Source organism: Furfurilactobacillus curtus, from assembly GCF_054657915.1.
This window is the reverse complement of the sequence record NZ_BAAHXU010000001.1, coordinates 1,397,319-1,415,818: the sequence shown is the minus strand read 5'-3', so window position 1 is coordinate 1,415,818 and position 18,500 is coordinate 1,397,319. Positions and strand designations below refer to the sequence as shown.

Here is an 18,500-nt window from a genome sequence, read left to right as displayed (position 1 = left end):
GTACGTAGGTGCCCTATTTATGATACGGACTTCCATATCGCTATATGCAGCGGTACTTAACTCCACAAGGGTTGCGATTTTTATAACAGTTAAAACCTAATGTCGACGACGAAGCGGAGAACCCAGCAAAATATAATCGGATTTGCCCTGAACTTCTTACCACCTATCGATCATTACCTGAACATCATATTGATTAACAACCTGAGATAATGGCAAATTAATTGGTGGGGCTGAAAGCAACGAATCAATATCAAAATCATTAAAGAAAGTAACAACAATGTGGTCTAGCTGTTCGTTTAATACACTAATAACATTGGTTTTTCAGCCGGTGGTTACACCACTAATAGCAATTACTTTACTAATTTAGTCGCCCTCTTTTACAACAACCTCCTAACGCCATACCTCTACTACGAAATTTGTTTTTGGTTCAAATTCCTGCATCTCACTAGTCAACCATTAATCCTATCCGTTCGTCCCTATTCTATCCATGCCATCTAATTCGGCATTGATCTTTATAATTAACATTACCATGAACATTAGCGTCAGCATGTAGTTATTCTGGTGTTTTTCTTCACTAAAAGAATTAAATGCGCCATGTGCGTACTTGTTCCGCAGTCCAAGTCCATTTGCATAAAAATCAGAAAAATAGTAATTAAATACCGACGCTTCTCGGTCTGTTAATAACCGCGTGATACCTCTTACCTTACCTTTCTGGAATAAGTCATCTAAGATTGGGTGCTTTTTAAATTGGAGATGCATTTCCATGACTGGAATACAATCATTTTTAAAATCATATTTTAAAATCTGATATACTTCAAAACTTCTAAAGCGAATAATTTCGTCAGCACAAATTAATACTTTTTGTTCAAGTAAGAAATCTAACAACTTAGACTGGTACTCATCTAACTCACTTCTTTTAATATTCTCCTTGAGTACTAAATCAGCAAAGTATCTTTCTTTCTTGCTTGGCATAGGGGATTGGTCTGAAAATAAAGTTCCCTCGCACCTTAACAAATCTGGGTCTATGATTTTCCCATACTTTCTTTTAAAGGAGCTTCCAATATCTCTAAAATCATTTTTTGTATGTGAATAGTTATCAACAAGACCCCTATCAAAATCTTTATCTAAAGCTAGTAGATCAAACATTCTAACAATTCTATGCAATTGCGTCATTGCTAGTAAAGCCTTAATCTCTGGCGCTTCCTCTCCTTTAGGCAGATTAACAGAAAGACCGTTAACGTTAAAATTAGAAGCCAAATAATCAGAAAAAAACCATTCTACAACTCGCTCTAGTTGAATCCCTCGATTAGCTAAAAAACGATAGTACGACACAAATGACAGTAGCGCTTGCTGATTTTTAAGTTGAAATGAAGTACCTGTATTAAGTATGCTTCCGCTTTCATATCGAAACGCTCTCTCTAATGATCCATCGTCCTCGACCTGAGAAGAAATTGTTAAAATCCCAAAGTTATCTATAAAGCCAAAAATGTATATAAAGTTATTCAAAATGGTCGGCCAATCTATTAGTTCATTTAGAACTAAACCATTGTATTCAACATTTGCAAAGTTAACATTATCCTCAATTTCTGCATGTAACTTGTATAAATGTAAAGTATCTAACGTAAAGTTAATCGAAACTTTTGTCCCTATACCAAGACTATTTGCCTTTTCTTCTTTCAAAACATTAACAATTATTTCTTGATATTTTTTCTGCGCTTTCAGACGAATACTATCATTCACGGACCTTGAAGTAGCCACCCGTTCCAACATATTTGGATTTGGGGCCTCAGAACCAATATAGTTTAATAAAAACGTTTCTATTTGATGCTGATTAAATTCCTCAGGTAATTCAGCATCATACAGCTTTGGATTTAAAACTAGCCCAATGTTTCTTAAATCTTGCATAACAATTGTGGTTAAATCTCTTCCATATCGTGCTCTAATGACTTGTTCTTGCAAAGGATAAACTACTTTTGTCCCGGAATACAATTTCAAAATATCCCTTATTTCTAGATTAGGTGCTTTTTGTGATGCTAATAAGTGCCACAGAGACTTCTGATATTGTCGTGAAAATTTAGAATCTTTTATTCCCGAACTGACAGTGCTAGTCGGCACTGATGAAAACCACTTACCTATCCTGCTTTTAATAGCCGAAAGATCGGCCTTTAATCTTATTTTATCTTGAAGAATGATAGGTAGATACCGGCTAATTTGATCTAACTCAAGCACATCCTCCAAAGTTAATTTCTCATATGATAAATCCTTTAAGAACTTGAATCGCTTTTTAAGTGCTTCACAATCCGTGTTAAAAGCAAAACTATTCTCACCGTAAAACGTGACTCTGTCTAGTTCCATTCGCCTACTCCGTCATTTATTCTCTGTTTAAATCACTTATGATACAGAGTACCGTATCACTACAAACAGCGTTACCACCGTTCATTGAGCCATTTCATAAACAAATCAAAACCATTAAACTAGTTACTCAAAAAGCATATATATCGGAAATTTCTGTACCCAAAAGTCTTCACTGCACTTACATTCTATAGTCAATTGAATAGACTGTATCCATGATTTTCAAAAGCGTGGTTTTCATCCAACTCATTATCGTCAAATAAAGGAAAAAGCATCATTTCCATCATTGAGGTCATTCCAAAATTTTCTTTTTCACTCTCGGAGTAACTATGAACTAACCTGGGACTCATAACAAGATCCTCAGTGTTTACAACTAACTGATAATCAATGAATCGTTTCTTTTGCAATTCTGTCAGATGTCTTAAAGTCGAAACGTATTTTGAAAAAGTTTCATCAAAGTCTTCCAACCACGAAATTACGCAATATGCTTTATCATTTTGCGGAAATACGTTCATGTAGACATGTGCAATCTTTTCATTCGTTCTCAAATTCTGAATAGTTTCATTTTAAAAATTTCGAATTGGTGAATAAAAGGCACTACCTGCAAAATCAATTTTTTGATTAAACCGCCAAATTATTGATGTAACTGGCGATTTTGGTCTCTGCCCTAAAATAAATTCATCCATTTTGCGTTTATCAAATTCAAGATCACTAGCTCCACTCTTAAAAGCGTCAAGGATTTCATTATTTCTCTTTTTAAAAATATCCGCTAGTTGCTGTTGTTGCTTTACCGCTTCCTCTTTTGCATGTAACTGTGCAGCCAAAGTTCGATATGTATATAAAAAGATTTCCCAATCTGAGGATTTAAAAATGCCAGTTTCGATATCTTTAAATAAAGTTGCATCATGATAGCCACAAAACCCAGAAAAGGTGGTTGCCTGCTTTCGTCCGTATTCAACAAATGTTTCAAATGGGTTATTCCCTCTAGGCTTTAGCATAAGACTTTCCCGTTTTCGGCTATTTGTGTTAGAACCCCATTATTTTGAATAGCGTGAGCTTTTAGTATGTTATCGGTACATTCATCATGATTAGGATACAAGCATTGTTTAATTTTCTTGCTTCTATTAGTTTCATCAAACTTTTTCCAAACCTTCTGCACCAATTGTAACCCCTCTTCATCTTCCAATTTTTCCTTTTTCATAGCTTTTCTCCTTGCACCCATAACAATTAAAATTTTCACTAAAATGTCGTTAACCTACTACTCTATTTTCAGATACTTTTTAATTTTTCTCTCCAAAAAGTCCAATTGTTTATCAAGCTTATTTCGTTCCTGTTTCAACAAATCCATTTGATCAAACAACATCCTTAACCGCTCAGAAACTGTTTCGTCCCCTTGATACCGTAAGTCGGCATATTCCTTCATATTTTTAAGAGACATTCCAATCTCCTTCAACCTAGTCAGAAAAGCAATCCACTCCAAATCCCTATCTGTATAATATCGACGATTATTTGCATCTCGATTAACGTGAAGTAATCCATTCTTTTCATAAAAACGTAGCGTATCTATGGATAATCCACACATTGCTGAGGCAGTACCAATTGAATAATTCATCTTTAGCTGCTCCTGACTTGAAAATACTAGACACTATAGTTTCTTTGCTAATTAAAAAAAATTTGACATGGAGTGCACTCCAGCATTTACAGTGCTGTTATTGGTAAAACTACTGAGTAAATAAAGGAGAAGTGCACACTCATGGAAAAAGAAAATACTCGTTTTAAAAACGGCCTTAATGCCCTACAAAATATCGATGGTACTGCCGGACAGAATGTCATGGATTCCTTAACTGGTGACTCAAAAGATATCGCCAAATATATAGTTGAATTCGCATTCGGTGACATCTATACCCGCAACAGTTTAAATCTCAAACAACGTGAGATGATTACTATCACGGCTCTACTGGTCCAAGGAGACACTGCCCCACAACTAAACGTTCATATTAACGGTGCTCTTAACGTCAGCTTGTCGGAAACTGAAGTGATTGAAACTTTTATTCAATGCATTCCTTATATTGGTTTTCCAAAAGTACTCAATGCTGTATCAGTGGCCCATGAAGTTTTTAAGACTAGAAATTAGCGGTTTCTATTAGTCATAATAACCGCATCACTTATGATACGGACTTCCGTATCCTTATGCCCTGCGGTTCTCTATAATCAAATTCTTGGACTGAATTCTTCAATTTGTTTTCCTAATTATGAACCTTTTGGCTTGTTCAAAAAGAAGCTCATCACTCATCGACAAAGACAGCAAATTCCCAGCACTGATGTACCCCTGAATGAAGCATGCCACCTTTGGTAGTATCACGCCCATCATTTCCTCAGGGCTAATAGTGATAGGATCTACTTTAACTATCTTTTTCCCATGTACCCTATAGCTATGTCTATTTTGACCAGTAAATAACCCTTTTCCTAGATCAAATCGCATATCACCATGATTTTCTGCATTACGTAAAATGTCATTCCACCCCTCAGTCAACAAAATATAATCAGACTTCTGATCTAACTGACGGCAGCCATTTAACTTTTGCGATGTACTTAATGAAGATATTTCTAATAAATCATATTCTTGTTGGTTCATTTCCAACATCATTGCATAAATAAATGTGAAAATTTTCATACTTAGTTCAAAACCAGAGACATACGTTGTTAGAACTCGACTCCCTAGACTTAACCTTCCAGTATCCGTTTTATCACCTTTACGAATGCCATTTTTTAGTATTTGGTTTTCTTCCATGAAACGTGTGTACGCAACCTTGTTTTCCAATTCCGGATACTTTTTCGTTCCATTGACTAAAGCTCCAATTAGCTCATAAACAGTATTAGGATCAGTTTTCATTGCTGCTTCTTTAAAAAGCTTAGAAAATACTTCAGTGTAATTATTTAACTCTTTTACATTTGATGAAGAACTATAAATAGAAACCACACTTGAGTAAAGACTTTGTGGTAAAGACTCTGTACTTTGCTTTTCCAATAACTGTCGTGATTCTTCACCAAAAAATCCTTTAGCAGTTAAATCATTCAATTCATCTTTCACAATCGTACTTCTCCTTTAATATCTCTGCAGGTTTCGCATCGTCGACGATCAACTCTATTGTCACAAGATCCATCTCCCACTTATAATTTTAACCCACTCCCCCTGCTCTGCTCTAGCGTTTCACGTGAAACAACCAACGTCGCACATCATTCACACAACAAATTCAATACGCTTTGTAAAAGAAAAGACTGAATCCGCTTTGGATTCAGCCTCTTTACTCTGTGCTTTTAGCTGTGAAACGATTTCATTATCAAATTCTAACTGTACCCAAACCAGCTTCTTTTCTCTGCTAAATGTTATTTGAGCGATGAATGTTTGATACAACGCTTTTAACGAGCACTTATCAGCTCGTCTTATTAACCGAGCAACTACCACTAAAAGTTCTTGAATATCTCGGGGATTTGGCAAATTCACAAAGGACTTCTTAGTTTTTTCTAAATTGAGCTCCTCCTCTTGCTTGTCGTTTAATTGGTCTTGAATTTCCTCAATTCTTGGAAGAATGGCTGTTTCAAGCTCTTTATTGGCTCGTATTAGTTGATGGTACTTATCAAGACTGTGACGCAAATCATCCTGATTGTTCAAATTCGCTGTCTGTTGTCGCTCGATTCGGCTCAGTCGTTCTTGACTGTTTTCCCGCATTTGTCTGAGAACAGATTCACCAATGTCCTTTAGTGAAAGCGTTTGAATCAACTTCATTTTGACAAGTTCCTCTGCCTCGTCTGCGCGAATAGAATTAGCATGACACACTGCTGATCCCTTATTTCTAAAGTTTGCGCACGAGTAATACCGGATTCGCCTTTTGGTTCCGTCTACCAAACGATTAGTTGTATTCGATGCTGCCATTGGCCCCCCACACTCTGGACATCTCAAAAGCCCAGTTAGCACATTTTCACCACTGGCATTCCACGTAGGTACCTTCTTTCGATGACGAACGAGTCTAGCAACATCATTCCACATATTCTTATCGATAATCGCTGGATGCTTTCCATTAACCAATAAAACATCCTCTTGCTTACCCTTACGACGCAGTTTTTCCCAATGACGATACTCTCCGTAGCGAACTTTTCCAACATACAATGGATTGCTAACGATTCCTTTAACCGCGGTTGAAGAGAAATCATTACCTCGCTTAGTTTTATAGCCCTCTTTGTTTAAAGCGTTAGCAATGCTACGATAGCCCTTCCCTAAGGACGCGTCTCTAAATATCCGGCGAACAATAATAGCCTCGGATTTATTGACTGTTAACGTACGATTCCCGTCTGCATCTACAACGTTATCGTAGCCTAGCACACGACCCCCGTTAGTCCAACCTTCTTGAGCTCGTCGACGACTACCCAGATAAACATTCTCTGCAATGTTATTGCGCTCGTACTCTCCCATACTGGCCATAATTTGCAGCATTAAACGACCGGCTGGTGTTTGCGTATCCATTTTCTCCGTAATTGAAATGAAACTGACACTATTTTTCTCCAAAATATCGATAATCTCTAATAAGTTTGCGACGTTTCGGGCAATTCGTGAAATATTCCAACAAATTACAGCGTCAATGCCACCAGCCTTTACGTCGTCAAGTAGTCTAATCATGCCTGGTCGTTTTTCAATTGATTTCCCGGAAATTCCTTCATCGGCATAAACATGCACAAGCTTCATTTGACCATCGTAACGCTCGCACTCCTGTCGAATACGCGCTTCTTGTGCAGCGATACTAAAGCCTTCCTCTGCTTGTTCTGCCGTAGATACACGGACATATCCGACAGCGTGCTTCAAGGACAAACTTGGTTGTCTTTCAGTCATGCTCACTTTCCCCCTCTCAAAGAGAGTAAGTTAATGGCAGGCAACTCTGCCAAAAACACTCCTCCAATATCCTTATTCATAGTTATTTCAATTCGATCAAAATTCAAGTTCTTAACAACGCTGGCGATGTTGTCTTCATCACGTGGATCGGTAAGCTTATAAACGATTTGCTGAGCCAGTTTACGACAATGCCGCCTTCTCTCGATCTCTAAATTTGGCATAGAACTTTTTGTCAAAGCAGTCTCAAGTTCGTCAACCGTTATTCCACCAGTCTCAAATTTCCTAAACATCTCATCTGCTGGCACAACATCTTGACGTGTCTGAAGTGGCCAATCATCATTCAATTTCACCATCAATGACTTTTTAAAATCACTAGTCACCAAACCACTAATGACCGCTGTTAATTGATTAAGGACACGTTGTTCATCTACTCTAATTCCTTTGCAGTAGTCGCGACTACAGTACCAGTAATCAATGCGGCTTTTACTGGCTGTTATAACATGGCTTGCTGTTAGGATCCCCTGGCAATAAGGACAACGTAATTTCTTCTTGAATAAGGGATTGGTAATGAACTTCTGTTTAACACGCCGTGACTTACGAAGCGCCTGTGCATTGTTAAACTGTGTATCAGTCACGAGCCGTGGAAAAACTTTGGTGGACACACCGTACCGATTGACAAGCTTTCCAACATACGCCTGATTCTGCAAAACCTTAGCCACACCATTAGCAGTCAGTTGATAATCAAATTTATTCATAACGGCTCGCGATAATTTACGATACCCAACGTCCCCCTCCAAGTAATTTTCATAAATAAACTTAACGATTTTGCTAGTTTCTGAGTCAATCTTTGCAAGACCTTTGGTGTAGTAGTAGCCAAGTGGAACGCTAGAAGATAACAACTGACCTTCACGAAACTTTTGACGGTAGGCGTTATTTTGATTCACTTTCAAGATACCTAGTTGCCACTCACCAAACATAACGTAGAGCTGTTGCTGAAAACGTCCCATGATGTTGACGTCAACAGGTTCCATAACCGAGTGAAGCACCACGCTGTTCTCCTCACACAAATTGAGCAACAATAAAAAATCTTTTAAAGACCGTGTAAGCCGATTTAAACGCCATACTAATACATGACCATAACGACCAGAACGAATGGCATTGGACAGCTCGTTCATGCCTGGACGATTCAAGTTAGAGCCAGACTTGATGTCGTGAAACTCGGCTTCAATCGTCAAGAAAAGCCGCCCAGCTTCTTCATGGACGGCTTCTTGTTGTGCCATAATTGACCAATTATGACTCTGACGTCTTGAGCTCACACGGTAGTACGCTACCGCTTGGTTAGTCATGACGTTCCTGTTCCTCCACGATCAATTGTTCAATTGCATCAGCTAACGCTCGAACGATTTGATCGAAACTATGATTACCATTTGATTCCATACCACCACTCCTACCTAATAAAAATCCAAGCCTTGTTTGCTCAACTCTTTCAAGTAACGAGCGTACCAAGCAACTAAACCTCTGCGTCTAATCTCTGAAACCCCAATAGGACTGCGAAATTGTACACGCGCCCCTAGCCAGTCAGCAACGTACTTCCCCAAAGACGTGTCATCACTGAGTAAAACAGCAACAAGTTGATTACAATAATTGTTTTTAAAGCGAAGCTCAACCCGATACCATTGCCCTACCACCTGTTGTTGCTCGAGCCCTTTATCGTAAATAAAGACATGTGCATCATTGGCTCGTTTTCCCAAATAACAACTAACACCAGTATCGATACCTGAAGAAATCTTCCTTTCATTGATAAACCGAACAGATTGCAATCGACTGGTTAACAAACCCTTGCTTAAATAATTCTGGACTGTCTTAGGTTTCAACCTAATTGACGATCCTCGTTCATCAACCGCGACATCAAGTCGCTTGAAACGAAATGATGTAGCCAAGCCACGACTCCCACAAGAAATAACTCGTTCTAAGAAAGACCGCCAAGACCAATTACCACACTCAAGAGACCGACACGTCTCGCCGGACATCACAAGTAAACTTGTGAAAGAACTCGCCGCAAAATGAAGATGAATCTTTCCGTTAGTAAGCTGACGGTTAAAACCCTTAATACCACTATTTCTTCCGGCCCAACATCCCGTGCCAATCGTCGGAAATAAATATCCCAACAACTGGAAAGCATTAACTTGCTGGAAGCTAATCGTTAAAAAGTCCAATCTCAACAACAAGTTAGTCACAGTCATCACCACCTGAAACACTGGTATTACTAAAACCAATTGTTTTAAGTTCGTTAGTCCTCAAAAGAACATTGACTGTTGGATTCCTGTGCTTTCTAAGCTTATTCATTCAGTTACCTCTCCAGCAGAAGTCATAGAGAAATACCCGATAATGGATGCTGATGTCAACACAGTCAAATCGAACGCAACCCTTTTTCCTTTAAGTTCTAGCAGCTCTTCGGCTGGACAGTTGAAAGCCGTTGAAATTGAAGCTCGAAATCTTTTTGGCTCGCCCAGCGCATAATACGCAAAACTGTCGATTATCCTTTCAAAGCCAGGTCCGGAAATGGTGCATTTATATGGATCTATCTCAACAAAGATCACATATTCATCAATTACCCTACAATCTACGAGAACGCCCTCAACGTAACAATCGCTAGCCAAAAGCTCTTGCTCTGGTATCATAAATAAAAATCCTCCGTCAATGTGATTGCTTAACTTAATGGCCATTAACTAAGCGTTTGCTGTGTCACATGGATAAATTCCATGTGACCAACAACTACATGATCGCAAGATTCTTTACAAAGGATTAGTGACAACTATGAAAAAACCCCCTACATGAATCGTCCTACAATACAAAAAAAGTCCGTGAAATCAAGTTCCACGGACTTTATTTATTCTCAATAAATTTTTTTAAGTTGACTAATTTTTCGTGCAAATCAATTTCATACACACGAAGCCATGGATTATCCGTTACTTCAATTTGATCCTGACCGAGTCGCTTACCGACTGCTTCAGACTGAGTCAACAGTTCCTTAAACAACTTATCATTTTCCTGTATTAAGGACTGTGTCATTGATCTAAATAACTGTGGACGCGACGCCTGAGATAAAAACATTTGAATTACTGTGATATTGTCGGCCACGCTACTATGAATTGCGTAGCCAGGTCGCGTGACAGCCTGAAAGATGGCATCCAGTATTGAATTTTCCGATCGAGAAATAGTTTCAGCTCGGGGTAATACCTCGGCCAACAGGTTATCAGTAGCCTCATAACCTGTTAACAATTTGAAATTGTCAGCACTTCTGAAATACTCAAAAAAAGGATTTGTAATACTCTTGTCTACATTTTCATTGGACTCTACTTCAGACTTTACATAGTCATACACGCTCAAAAAACGCTGATAAACAGGATCCGTGTATAATGTCTTCACGTCAACCTCGCCATTCATAACTTGTTCATACTGTTCTGGTGTGAGTTTAGGATTATAGTAAGCTTTCGCTTGCTTATTATAAATGGTTCGCTTCTGTTGCAACGTTAACCCTTTTCTAGCCGCGAGCACCTGCATACTGCTCTCTCGTGACCAAAAGGTATATGTTGTTAAAATAATCATGAAGGCCGCTAAAGTATCTCCATCAATCATAATATTCTCAGTAAATTTTTTTAATTTTTCATCTGAGAACATTTGTCTGTAAACATCATATCCATTTCTTTTTGAACATGTTTTGTTCAGCAATAGTAAGCTGTCTCTCACTGCTCGCTGTCGGACACGATGATCAGCTTCAGCAAGTGAAATTAACTCGAAGCCTGCCTCGTCGAATTTTTCATCATGCTTTGGCACTTTCAAGGGATAAGGAACCAGTTTAAGAATATCAATCATCTTTGTCCCTATAAGACTGTCAATCATCCTTGTTCTTATTGGTTTCTCCTGCATCGTGTTGTCTCCATTCATGCCAAACTATCTTGGCTAAATAGTCATTTTCCTAGTTGTTTAACAAGCTCCAAACAGACAACTGAAGTGACTTTTAAAACAATTCTTGCCCAATCTTTTAATATCATAGATTATCCTCCAAACGTTGACCCATATAAACAAAAAAATAGCGAGTCTTCAATTGAAGATTCGCCTTTCTCAACACACTTATAAATATCGTCGCCAGTTATCACCGTGACGCTTGCGTAATTCCCTGTCCGCCATATCACGTAGAGTTGGATCATCATTTTGCATAGCCCAGTTCGCTAGCTGTTCATTGCTAGCGTTATAAACCTGATCTGCTGATTCATGCAAATGTTTGTTAGTGTTACTTTCTGTTCTTAAAGCCCAGCCAACAATGCCTACCAATGCTACCCCTGCACCAGTCAGTATTTTTGACCATGAGTACCCCATCTTAGCGTGAACGAACCACGCACCACCAGCGATCGCCAGAATTAATAAGATAACAATCATGCTTTACCTCCCGGATCCCCAACCTGCAACGGTTTTATTCAGTACGTAGTAGAAGTTAACTTGTTGTCCGTTTGCCGCGTTAAAGCTCTGAGCATAATTGCTTGGATTAAATGTGTCTGTAGATTCTGGTGTACGATCTGGCGTGTTCAGGTTCGTGTCCGGTATTGCCCCAATTTGCCCGTAAACACCAACTCGTCCATTAGGTCCGTCTGAGCCAGCTAATATAGCCCCTTCAGTTGGATAATTCCCATCAGCGTCAACTCGTGGATTAATAGTGACGTATTGGCCACTTTGTGCAGTTCTCGTCTCATTTCCGAGTGCGCCTGTTCCAACAATGTCTCGACCATCCGAAGTTACCAAGTAGTAGTTAACAGCGTAAGAAACTTGATTTTGATCTGGATTAGAATTTGTAGTAGTCCCCGCCTCATTTGATCCAGTTGCTACTGAAGTTGCTGTCCCATTCGACGTAGTTGTGGATCCCTGCGATGGCGTAGTTGTCGTTACAGAAGTATTTGACGATTGGGTGTTTGTGGCTGATGCATTTGCACTAGGCAAAGTATATGAACCACTAGCTTGGATCTGAGCCGTGTTTCTTGGCGTTTGGGTCACCGTATATGTCCCAGTGACTGTACCGCTTGCTTGAACCACCGACATTTGGTTTCCATTAAACACCAAATGAGTTCCAGCGATGATCAAATCTGCATTGGTCGCGTGGTTGATCTGAACCAATTGAGGGACTGATACTCCAGTTGCTTCACTAATGCCTGATAGCGTGTCGCCCCATTGAATGACATAGTTGTTAAAACCAACTTGATCAATTGATTGCTTAATTTGTGTAACACTGCGTGCTTGCCATTTAGCACTAGCATTGGCACTAGTTGTCGTGGCCCCAATCAACAAGCTTGTTGTTAGTGCAGTTACTGTCCCTAACATGGCCTTCACATTATTTTTCATACGAAACACCCCTAAATGAATTTATTATTTGTTTCCAGCTGCGAACTGTTCTTTAGAACTGATCGGAGCCAGCGGCGAGAATAACCGTATCTATCGGCCAACTCACGTAAATTGGTACCGTCATATTGCTTTTTAACGGCTGATATAACCCGTTCTCGTGAGTACATGTGAAGTGGAAATGAAATTTGCTCACCACGGCACAACCGATATATTTTCAACATATTCTCAACGCCAATTTCCTTAGCAATCCGTTGATACGTATCTTGCAACGCATCCTCATCAATATCACCCATCAGCGATCCTCCAAAGAACTAATGACATCATAGCAATTTGATTAAGTCATTGGAAAAACATCGGTCACCCTTAGATGAATGTAGAGTTGCACGTAACTGTGCACCCTTTATGTCACCCTAGATAGCGTCCGACGGTTCGAACGGATATCCCTAACTCATGAGCAATTTGCTGATGATTCAAGCCTTTTTCCTGTAAAATTTGAGCATTTTTGACCATTCCTTCTGGGCTAATCATGCGCTGCGGAAAAAAGACTGATTCCCCTCCGAAATGCTCACTAAGCCGAATTGTTGTACTTTCTGAAGTGAAACTTGCAATCTCCTGATAAATGGAATACCAATCGGACCTCATCACTCGTTCTCTCCTTTACCAAGGATCTGAGTCCAAATAATCTTTTCGTTATTTACAACACACCCTTCGACAATGGGATCTCCGACGCCAGAAGCTTCTCTAATGAAATAAATCATGACGCTTTGATCACCAATGTCTGACTCATACATATCAACAATGACCCATCCCGATAACAAACTAATTGGCATAGCTCCTAGTATTTCAGCGTCCACTTCATCCGATGTTAGTACAACTGATTCTTGCGTTAATTCCTTTGCCACAACCACCATGCCGAGATAATCGCTAATTTGCTTAGTGGCAATACTAAGTTCATCCATTTTATCTGCCCCTTTCATTTTTTATGATGATTATGATCAGACATCATTTGAATAATATATATTTGAAACGATAATCAAGTTACGTACACTTCAAATAATAAAAAAATCGCCCTCCATCCAAGGAAGGCGATTCGTATCTATTTTAAAAAACCGCATCACTTATGATACGGACTGCCCGCATTAATCATAAACGCGCGGTAGATTTGCTCCGTCAACACGAGCCGCATTAACTGATGCGGTAATGTAAACCGCCCGAATGAAATTTGTGTATCGGCGCGCTTCAAAACAGCTGGGGTTAGTCCTAGCGAACCGCCAATAACAAATGTAATATCTGAGTGGCCATACGTGCTTAGCTCATCAATTTCTTTCGCAAAGGCTTCGGAAGTTCGTTCTTGGCCCTTAATCGCGAGAGCATAAACATACTCGCGATCTTTGATATGTTCTAAAATCCGCGTCCCTTCCTTGGCCATCACTTGCTCCATTTCTGCTTGACTCAAGGTTTCAGGGGCTTTTTCGTCGGGCACTTCAACAATTTCAAACGTACAGAACTTGCTTAGCCGTTTAGCATACTCCTCAATCCCTTGTTTAAAATACTTTTCTTTTAATTTCCCCACGCCAATAATCTTAATTTTCACAAGAATCCTCCCACTAAAAAGCAACTAACAATTTGGCAAGCCAGCAGAGTGCTTTAGATTTCCTTAATCTTTGTAACCAAAAGTTTAAACATTTCGTGCAATTCTAACGGACGTACTTAGTCACAATGAATAAAAGTTATCCACAGTTATCCACAGGGAGAATCAGAGCGAACACGTTCGTGTAAAACGCTGATACAAAAGGATTTTAAAAACGAAAAAACCTGAAAACAGAAAGTTATCCACCTCGTTTTTCGAGGGTGTGGATAACTTTTTCCACGGAAACTGGATCCCGATTTTTCGGCGTTTATTTCGCATTCACAAACTTATCCACAGTTTTCCACATACTTTTCCACTTCTGTGCAAAACAATTTTATCATTGCAATTTAGCGTCCGAACCACTTTATTTTTCTATTTCGTCTTTGTTCGGTTTATTCATTGATTTCATTAGTCAATAAGTGAAAAAAGCACTCACATAAAAAAATAACATTCGGATTTGTAATCTTACTATACAAAAATTAAACACAGACCGAATAACATGTTTACTTCATCAGCTCGTTTACTTTTTGCCTAATTGCATATTACCAAAAAAAGCTGCATAAAGTGCGTCAATTTTCGCCACATTCCGTTATCTTGCACAACAAAACGTGGTTATATCATTATTTGTATTCTTCAAGGAAGTTAGGCGTGTCCACGCTCAAAAACACTGTCTATCCCTGACTTAATGCACCTTATCAAGGGTTTTAGCTACCCAAAAATTTATAGTGTTTAAACTATTACGCCAGACAATCATCGAATTCACAAAGTAACCAGACTCTATTTCACGCCTTATCGCATAAAAAAAGGCCATCCACTGATGACCTTTTTTGTTTTACTTTGTTTGATTGGTTAAATCACTCGTACTCTCACTTAATGTCACCGTGCCAGTTTTAAGACTGCCATCACGGTAGTATTCCACTGAAACTTTGTCGCCAATTTTATGGGCATAGAGCACATCTCGTAAATCGGCTTGTGAGGTGATCTTCTTACCATCCATCTTGGTAATTACATCATACTTCTTCAAGCCTGATTTCTCCGCAGCTGACCCGCTGTAAACCTTCATGATGACCACACCGCCAGTTACACTGTTTGGCAGTTTTAGGGTGCTAGATTGGCTGTTGCTGTCCACATTAGAGAGATCTACCAAACCGACACCTAATGCTGGTCGCACAACTTTACCATTCGTAATGAGTTGGTTGATTATAGAAACCACTTCATTAGATGGAATCGCAAAGCCGATCCCTTCAACTGACGTGCCACTAGAAGACGAGGCTAACTTCATTGAGTTAATGCCAATCACCTGTCCAGCTAAGTTCACCAGTGCGCCCCCGGAATTCCCAGGGTTAATCGCCGCATCGGTCTGAATAACCGTTGCATCACCGGTTTGGTTCCCAGATTCATTTTCGACAGGCACCGTCCGTTTTGTCGCTGAAATAATCCCTTCGGTCACTGATGTCGCATATTGCGATCCCAATGGCGAACCGATTGCGAGCACCGATTGTCCAGCTTGAATAGCCGTCGAATCACCGAATTGAGCGACTGTTGAAACTTCATCTGCTTTAACGCGAATCACGGCTAAATCAGTCGTTGAATCTGTTCCGACTAACTTACCTGATATTTTCTTTCCGTTACTCAAAATGATCTCTAGGGCACTAGATCCGGACACTACATGATTATTCGTCACGATATAAGCATCGTTCCCAGACTTCTTATAAACAACGCCTGAGCCTTCGCTGGCTGCCTCTAAAGAGTTGTCAGAACTACTACTGCTACTGCTGCCAGAGTTGTTAGACGAGGAGCCACCGCCAAAAATACCATACAGTCCGCTTTCACTATTGGAAGATTGTTTCTGTAGATTAACTACAGAAACAACCGCATTTTTGACTTTGCTAAAGGCCTTAGTCGCGTCAGAGTTCGTCTTAACTGTGACATTCGCCACCTTAGTCGTCCCATTTTTATAAGATGTATCGCCACCGTTGGCATTATTGATCGCACTTGCGCCACCATAAGCGATCCCTCCGCCCAATAAACCCGCAACGAGAGCGACAATCCCAACTTTGACTAATCCACGATTGGATTGTTTAGGCCCGTGCGGTTGGGGGCCGCCGTTTGTTTGATTATTCATGTCATTATAATCCATAGGCAATTTGCGGTAACCCGCCTACCTCCTCATTTCTTATTAGTTCCATTATACCGTTCCAGCTTAAAAACCACTTAAACCTGTCCCTGGACTTGCTAAAAATTTAAAGAAAACATCCCTCAACCACTTTAGCGACAAAAAATAAACACTTGAACATCTCTGTCCAAGTGTTTCACGTGAAACATAGCTAAAGAATTGTCAAATCTGTTGCTGCATCAGGGTCGGTATCTAACAAATGAAAATCATGTTCAACGCCGTAATCCTTTTCAGTCATCATTGAAGCAACTGTCAGATGAGCAAGGGCCTTCATGTTATTTTCACGACTAAGATGCCCCAAGTAAATCCGTTTCGTCCGATTTCCTAACACTTCCATTAAGGCATTGGCGCCGTCTTCATTAGACAAGTGACCCGTATCACCTAAAATTCGTTGTTTTAATGGCCACGGGTAAGCCCCCATTCGTAACATATCCATGTCATGATTACACTCGAACAAGTAGCCATCAGCATTTTTAATCACACCAGCCATCCGCTCAGAGACGTATCCGGTATCCGTCAGAATCACAAAGGACTTGCCACCATAATGCATTTCATAAAATTGCGGATCAATTGCATCGTGGGAAACAGGAAAACTTTGAACATCTAGGCCATCCAATTCTTGGATTTCTCCCGCTTCAAGGTCAAACTTTTGTTCTAAGGGAATTTTGCCAACTTTACCAGCGATAGCTGACCAAGTTTTTTCGTTTGCATATACATTGATCCCATATTTACGCGCTAGCACACCAACACTCTTTGCATGATCCGTATGTTCATGCGTCACAAATAAACTATCAACGTCCTGTAAATCACGACCAATGCTTTGCATTAATTCATTAATTTTTTTACCAGACAAACCCGCATCAACCAACACTTTATGCGTCGGCGTTTCGATATAAGTCACATTACCGGAACTTCCACTAGCTAAAACACTAATTTTCATCGCATCCGTTGATGATTCAGCAACCGGACCCAATCCCAATTGTGGTGTATTCAAATTAATCACAAAGCCATCTCCATCACAATTAAATTTATGTCATTTAAAAATCACATCTCATCGTAACACGAATTGGCCGCTTACGCGGAAGTCACAAGCTTTTTTTAATCTCCTACAGAACTAACGTCAACATTACTTTGGTCAACAGTCGGTGACTGAGAATTATCCGAGCTTACACGACTATTAACCGCTCCATTTCCATTCGTCACCGCCGTTGTTGAATCCGTCGACTTCATCACCGCACCAGTGAAGGCATTGACCCGCTTAATAACAACATTGTTTGTACTCTTAGAACGTAACGCGATAAACCACGTTGGCACATACACATTATTATCGGAAACGCGTAATAATCGGGAATAAGCCAATCGCGACCAAACAACTCGACTATTATTCGGTAATTCATTGTACTGGTACAGCCAGATTAGCGCTTTTTGCTGACTAATAGTGGTGGTTTTTTCGCGTAATGGTTCTACGTTACTAACGTAGGATTGTGTATAGCCGATGACTTGGTTCTTATCCCCTACCCGAAAACGTAGTTGACCTGAGGGTGCCATAATTGTGCCAGAGGGGACAACTTGAACGTAGACGACCTCATTTGCTGCCACGCGAGACAGTTCCGGGCTATAAACATAATCATTGCCCGCTGTGACGTTAGAGCCACTTTTAATGAAACGATTGAGTTGAGTTTGCGGTGATTTAGGATTAATGACCAATGTTTGATGTAAGGTACTGGTCATTTCAGTTGATGTAAACCGATACTCTTGGTAGGTCAAATTTTGCGCACCAGTTCTTAACCGCGCCAAGCCTGTCTTACCGGAGACATAGTAGCCTTGGGCCTCTTTATTTGACAACGTACTAAAGGTAATGCCATCACCACGCATTTCCCGTAAAATCGTCGTCGCAGAATTCGCATTTCGCGGTGAGGTTTCCTTCACCGTCGCATCGCTTTGCTGCCATGAAATTAATAAAAAGATATCAATCGCAATAAACGCAATTAAAAATATCCATTGAATGCGGCGAAAGTTCATGTTGAATTCCTTCCCTTAACAGTCTCACTGATCTTCAGCTA

Annotated in this window: 20 protein-coding genes; 1 reads left to right on the top strand and 19 read right to left on the bottom strand. The window is 39.8% G+C overall.

Going from position 1 to position 18,500, the window contains the following annotated elements; all coding sequences use genetic code 11:
- Positions 1-462: 462 nt before the first annotated feature.
- The 4 genes from ACYQ0Y_RS06680 to ACYQ0Y_RS06665 form a co-directional block, all read right to left on the bottom strand.
- Positions 463-2,355, bottom strand: coding sequence for a hypothetical protein (locus ACYQ0Y_RS06680; protein ID WP_407882662.1), 1,893 nt, complete (start codon positions 2,353-2,355; stop codon positions 463-465).
- A gap of 563 nt (positions 2,356-2,918) precedes the next feature.
- Complete coding sequence (locus ACYQ0Y_RS06675) at positions 2,919-3,350, bottom strand: hypothetical protein (RefSeq protein ID WP_407882661.1); 432 nt, start codon at positions 3,348-3,350, stop codon at positions 2,919-2,921.
- Positions 3,344-3,553 (bottom strand): hypothetical protein, encoded by a 210-nt coding sequence (locus ACYQ0Y_RS06670; protein ID WP_407882660.1) that lies wholly within the window; start codon positions 3,551-3,553, stop codon positions 3,344-3,346. Before ACYQ0Y_RS06670 ends, ACYQ0Y_RS06675 begins: the two co-directional genes overlap by 7 nt.
- Positions 3,554-3,610: 57 nt before the next feature.
- On the bottom strand, positions 3,611-3,964 hold the full coding sequence (locus tag ACYQ0Y_RS06665; RefSeq protein ID WP_407882659.1) for a MerR family transcriptional regulator: 354 nt from the start codon (positions 3,962-3,964) through the stop codon (positions 3,611-3,613).
- A gap of 141 nt (positions 3,965-4,105) precedes the next feature.
- On the opposite strand from ACYQ0Y_RS06665, the gene ACYQ0Y_RS06660 reads away from it, so the two are divergent.
- Entirely contained in the window at positions 4,106-4,486 is a 381-nt protein-coding gene (locus ACYQ0Y_RS06660) for a carboxymuconolactone decarboxylase family protein (protein WP_407882658.1), read from the top strand.
- Between the two features lie 99 nt (positions 4,487-4,585).
- On the opposite strand, the gene ACYQ0Y_RS06655 is transcribed toward ACYQ0Y_RS06660, so the two are convergent.
- From ACYQ0Y_RS06655 to ACYQ0Y_RS06580, 15 genes are all read right to left on the bottom strand, one after another.
- On the bottom strand, positions 4,586-5,443 hold the full coding sequence (locus ACYQ0Y_RS06655) for a hypothetical protein (RefSeq protein ID WP_407882657.1): 858 nt from the start codon (positions 5,441-5,443) through the stop codon (positions 4,586-4,588).
- Between the two features lie 150 nt (positions 5,444-5,593).
- Entirely contained in the window at positions 5,594-7,237 is a 1,644-nt protein-coding gene (locus tag ACYQ0Y_RS06650) for a recombinase family protein (protein ID WP_407882656.1), read from the bottom strand.
- Positions 7,238-7,239: 2 nt separating this feature from the next.
- Positions 7,240-8,583 (bottom strand): recombinase family protein, encoded by a 1,344-nt coding sequence (locus ACYQ0Y_RS06645; protein WP_407882655.1) that lies wholly within the window; start codon positions 8,581-8,583, stop codon positions 7,240-7,242.
- Positions 8,584-8,688: 105 nt separating this feature from the next.
- Complete coding sequence (locus ACYQ0Y_RS06640) at positions 8,689-9,177, bottom strand: replication initiation factor domain-containing protein (RefSeq protein WP_407883434.1); 489 nt, start codon at positions 9,175-9,177, stop codon at positions 8,689-8,691.
- Positions 9,178-9,579: 402 nt separating this feature from the next.
- Positions 9,580-9,918, bottom strand: coding sequence for a hypothetical protein (locus tag ACYQ0Y_RS06630; RefSeq protein ID WP_407882654.1), 339 nt, complete (start codon positions 9,916-9,918; stop codon positions 9,580-9,582).
- Positions 9,919-10,123: 205 nt separating this feature from the next.
- Positions 10,124-11,167, bottom strand: coding sequence for a hypothetical protein (locus ACYQ0Y_RS06625; protein WP_407882653.1), 1,044 nt, complete (start codon positions 11,165-11,167; stop codon positions 10,124-10,126).
- Positions 11,168-11,371: 204 nt separating this feature from the next.
- Entirely contained in the window at positions 11,372-11,677 is a 306-nt protein-coding gene (locus ACYQ0Y_RS06620; RefSeq protein WP_407882652.1) for a hypothetical protein, read from the bottom strand.
- A 3-nt stretch (positions 11,678-11,680) separates the two neighbouring features.
- Entirely contained in the window at positions 11,681-12,631 is a 951-nt protein-coding gene (locus tag ACYQ0Y_RS06615; protein ID WP_407882651.1) for a LysM peptidoglycan-binding domain-containing protein, read from the bottom strand.
- Positions 12,632-12,642: 11 nt separating this feature from the next.
- On the bottom strand, positions 12,643-12,924 hold the full coding sequence (locus ACYQ0Y_RS06610) for a Mor transcription activator family protein (RefSeq protein WP_407882650.1): 282 nt from the start codon (positions 12,922-12,924) through the stop codon (positions 12,643-12,645).
- Positions 12,925-13,036: 112 nt separating this feature from the next.
- Positions 13,037-13,273 (bottom strand): Mor transcription activator family protein, encoded by a 237-nt coding sequence (locus tag ACYQ0Y_RS06605; protein ID WP_407883432.1) that lies wholly within the window; start codon positions 13,271-13,273, stop codon positions 13,037-13,039.
- The gene (locus ACYQ0Y_RS06600; RefSeq protein ID WP_407882649.1) at positions 13,273-13,590 is read right to left on the bottom strand and encodes a hypothetical protein; all 318 of its coding nucleotides are present in this window, start codon (positions 13,588-13,590) and stop codon (positions 13,273-13,275) included. The genes ACYQ0Y_RS06605 and ACYQ0Y_RS06600 overlap by 1 nt, the downstream gene beginning before the upstream one ends.
- A 155-nt stretch (positions 13,591-13,745) precedes the next feature.
- A complete protein-coding gene (rlmH, locus tag ACYQ0Y_RS06595; protein ID WP_407882648.1) occupies positions 13,746-14,225 on the bottom strand; it encodes a 23S rRNA (pseudouridine(1915)-N(3))-methyltransferase RlmH in 480 nt (159 codons plus the stop codon).
- Between the two features lie 868 nt (positions 14,226-15,093).
- A complete protein-coding gene (locus ACYQ0Y_RS06590) occupies positions 15,094-16,386 on the bottom strand; it encodes a S1C family serine protease (protein ID WP_407882647.1) in 1,293 nt (430 codons plus the stop codon).
- 202 nt (positions 16,387-16,588) lie between these two features.
- Entirely contained in the window at positions 16,589-17,377 is a 789-nt protein-coding gene (locus tag ACYQ0Y_RS06585) for an MBL fold metallo-hydrolase (protein ID WP_407883430.1), read from the bottom strand.
- Positions 17,378-17,535: 158 nt separating this feature from the next.
- Complete coding sequence (locus ACYQ0Y_RS06580) at positions 17,536-18,459, bottom strand: two-component system regulatory protein YycI (RefSeq protein WP_407882646.1); 924 nt, start codon at positions 18,457-18,459, stop codon at positions 17,536-17,538.
- Positions 18,460-18,500: the final 41 nt, after the last annotated feature.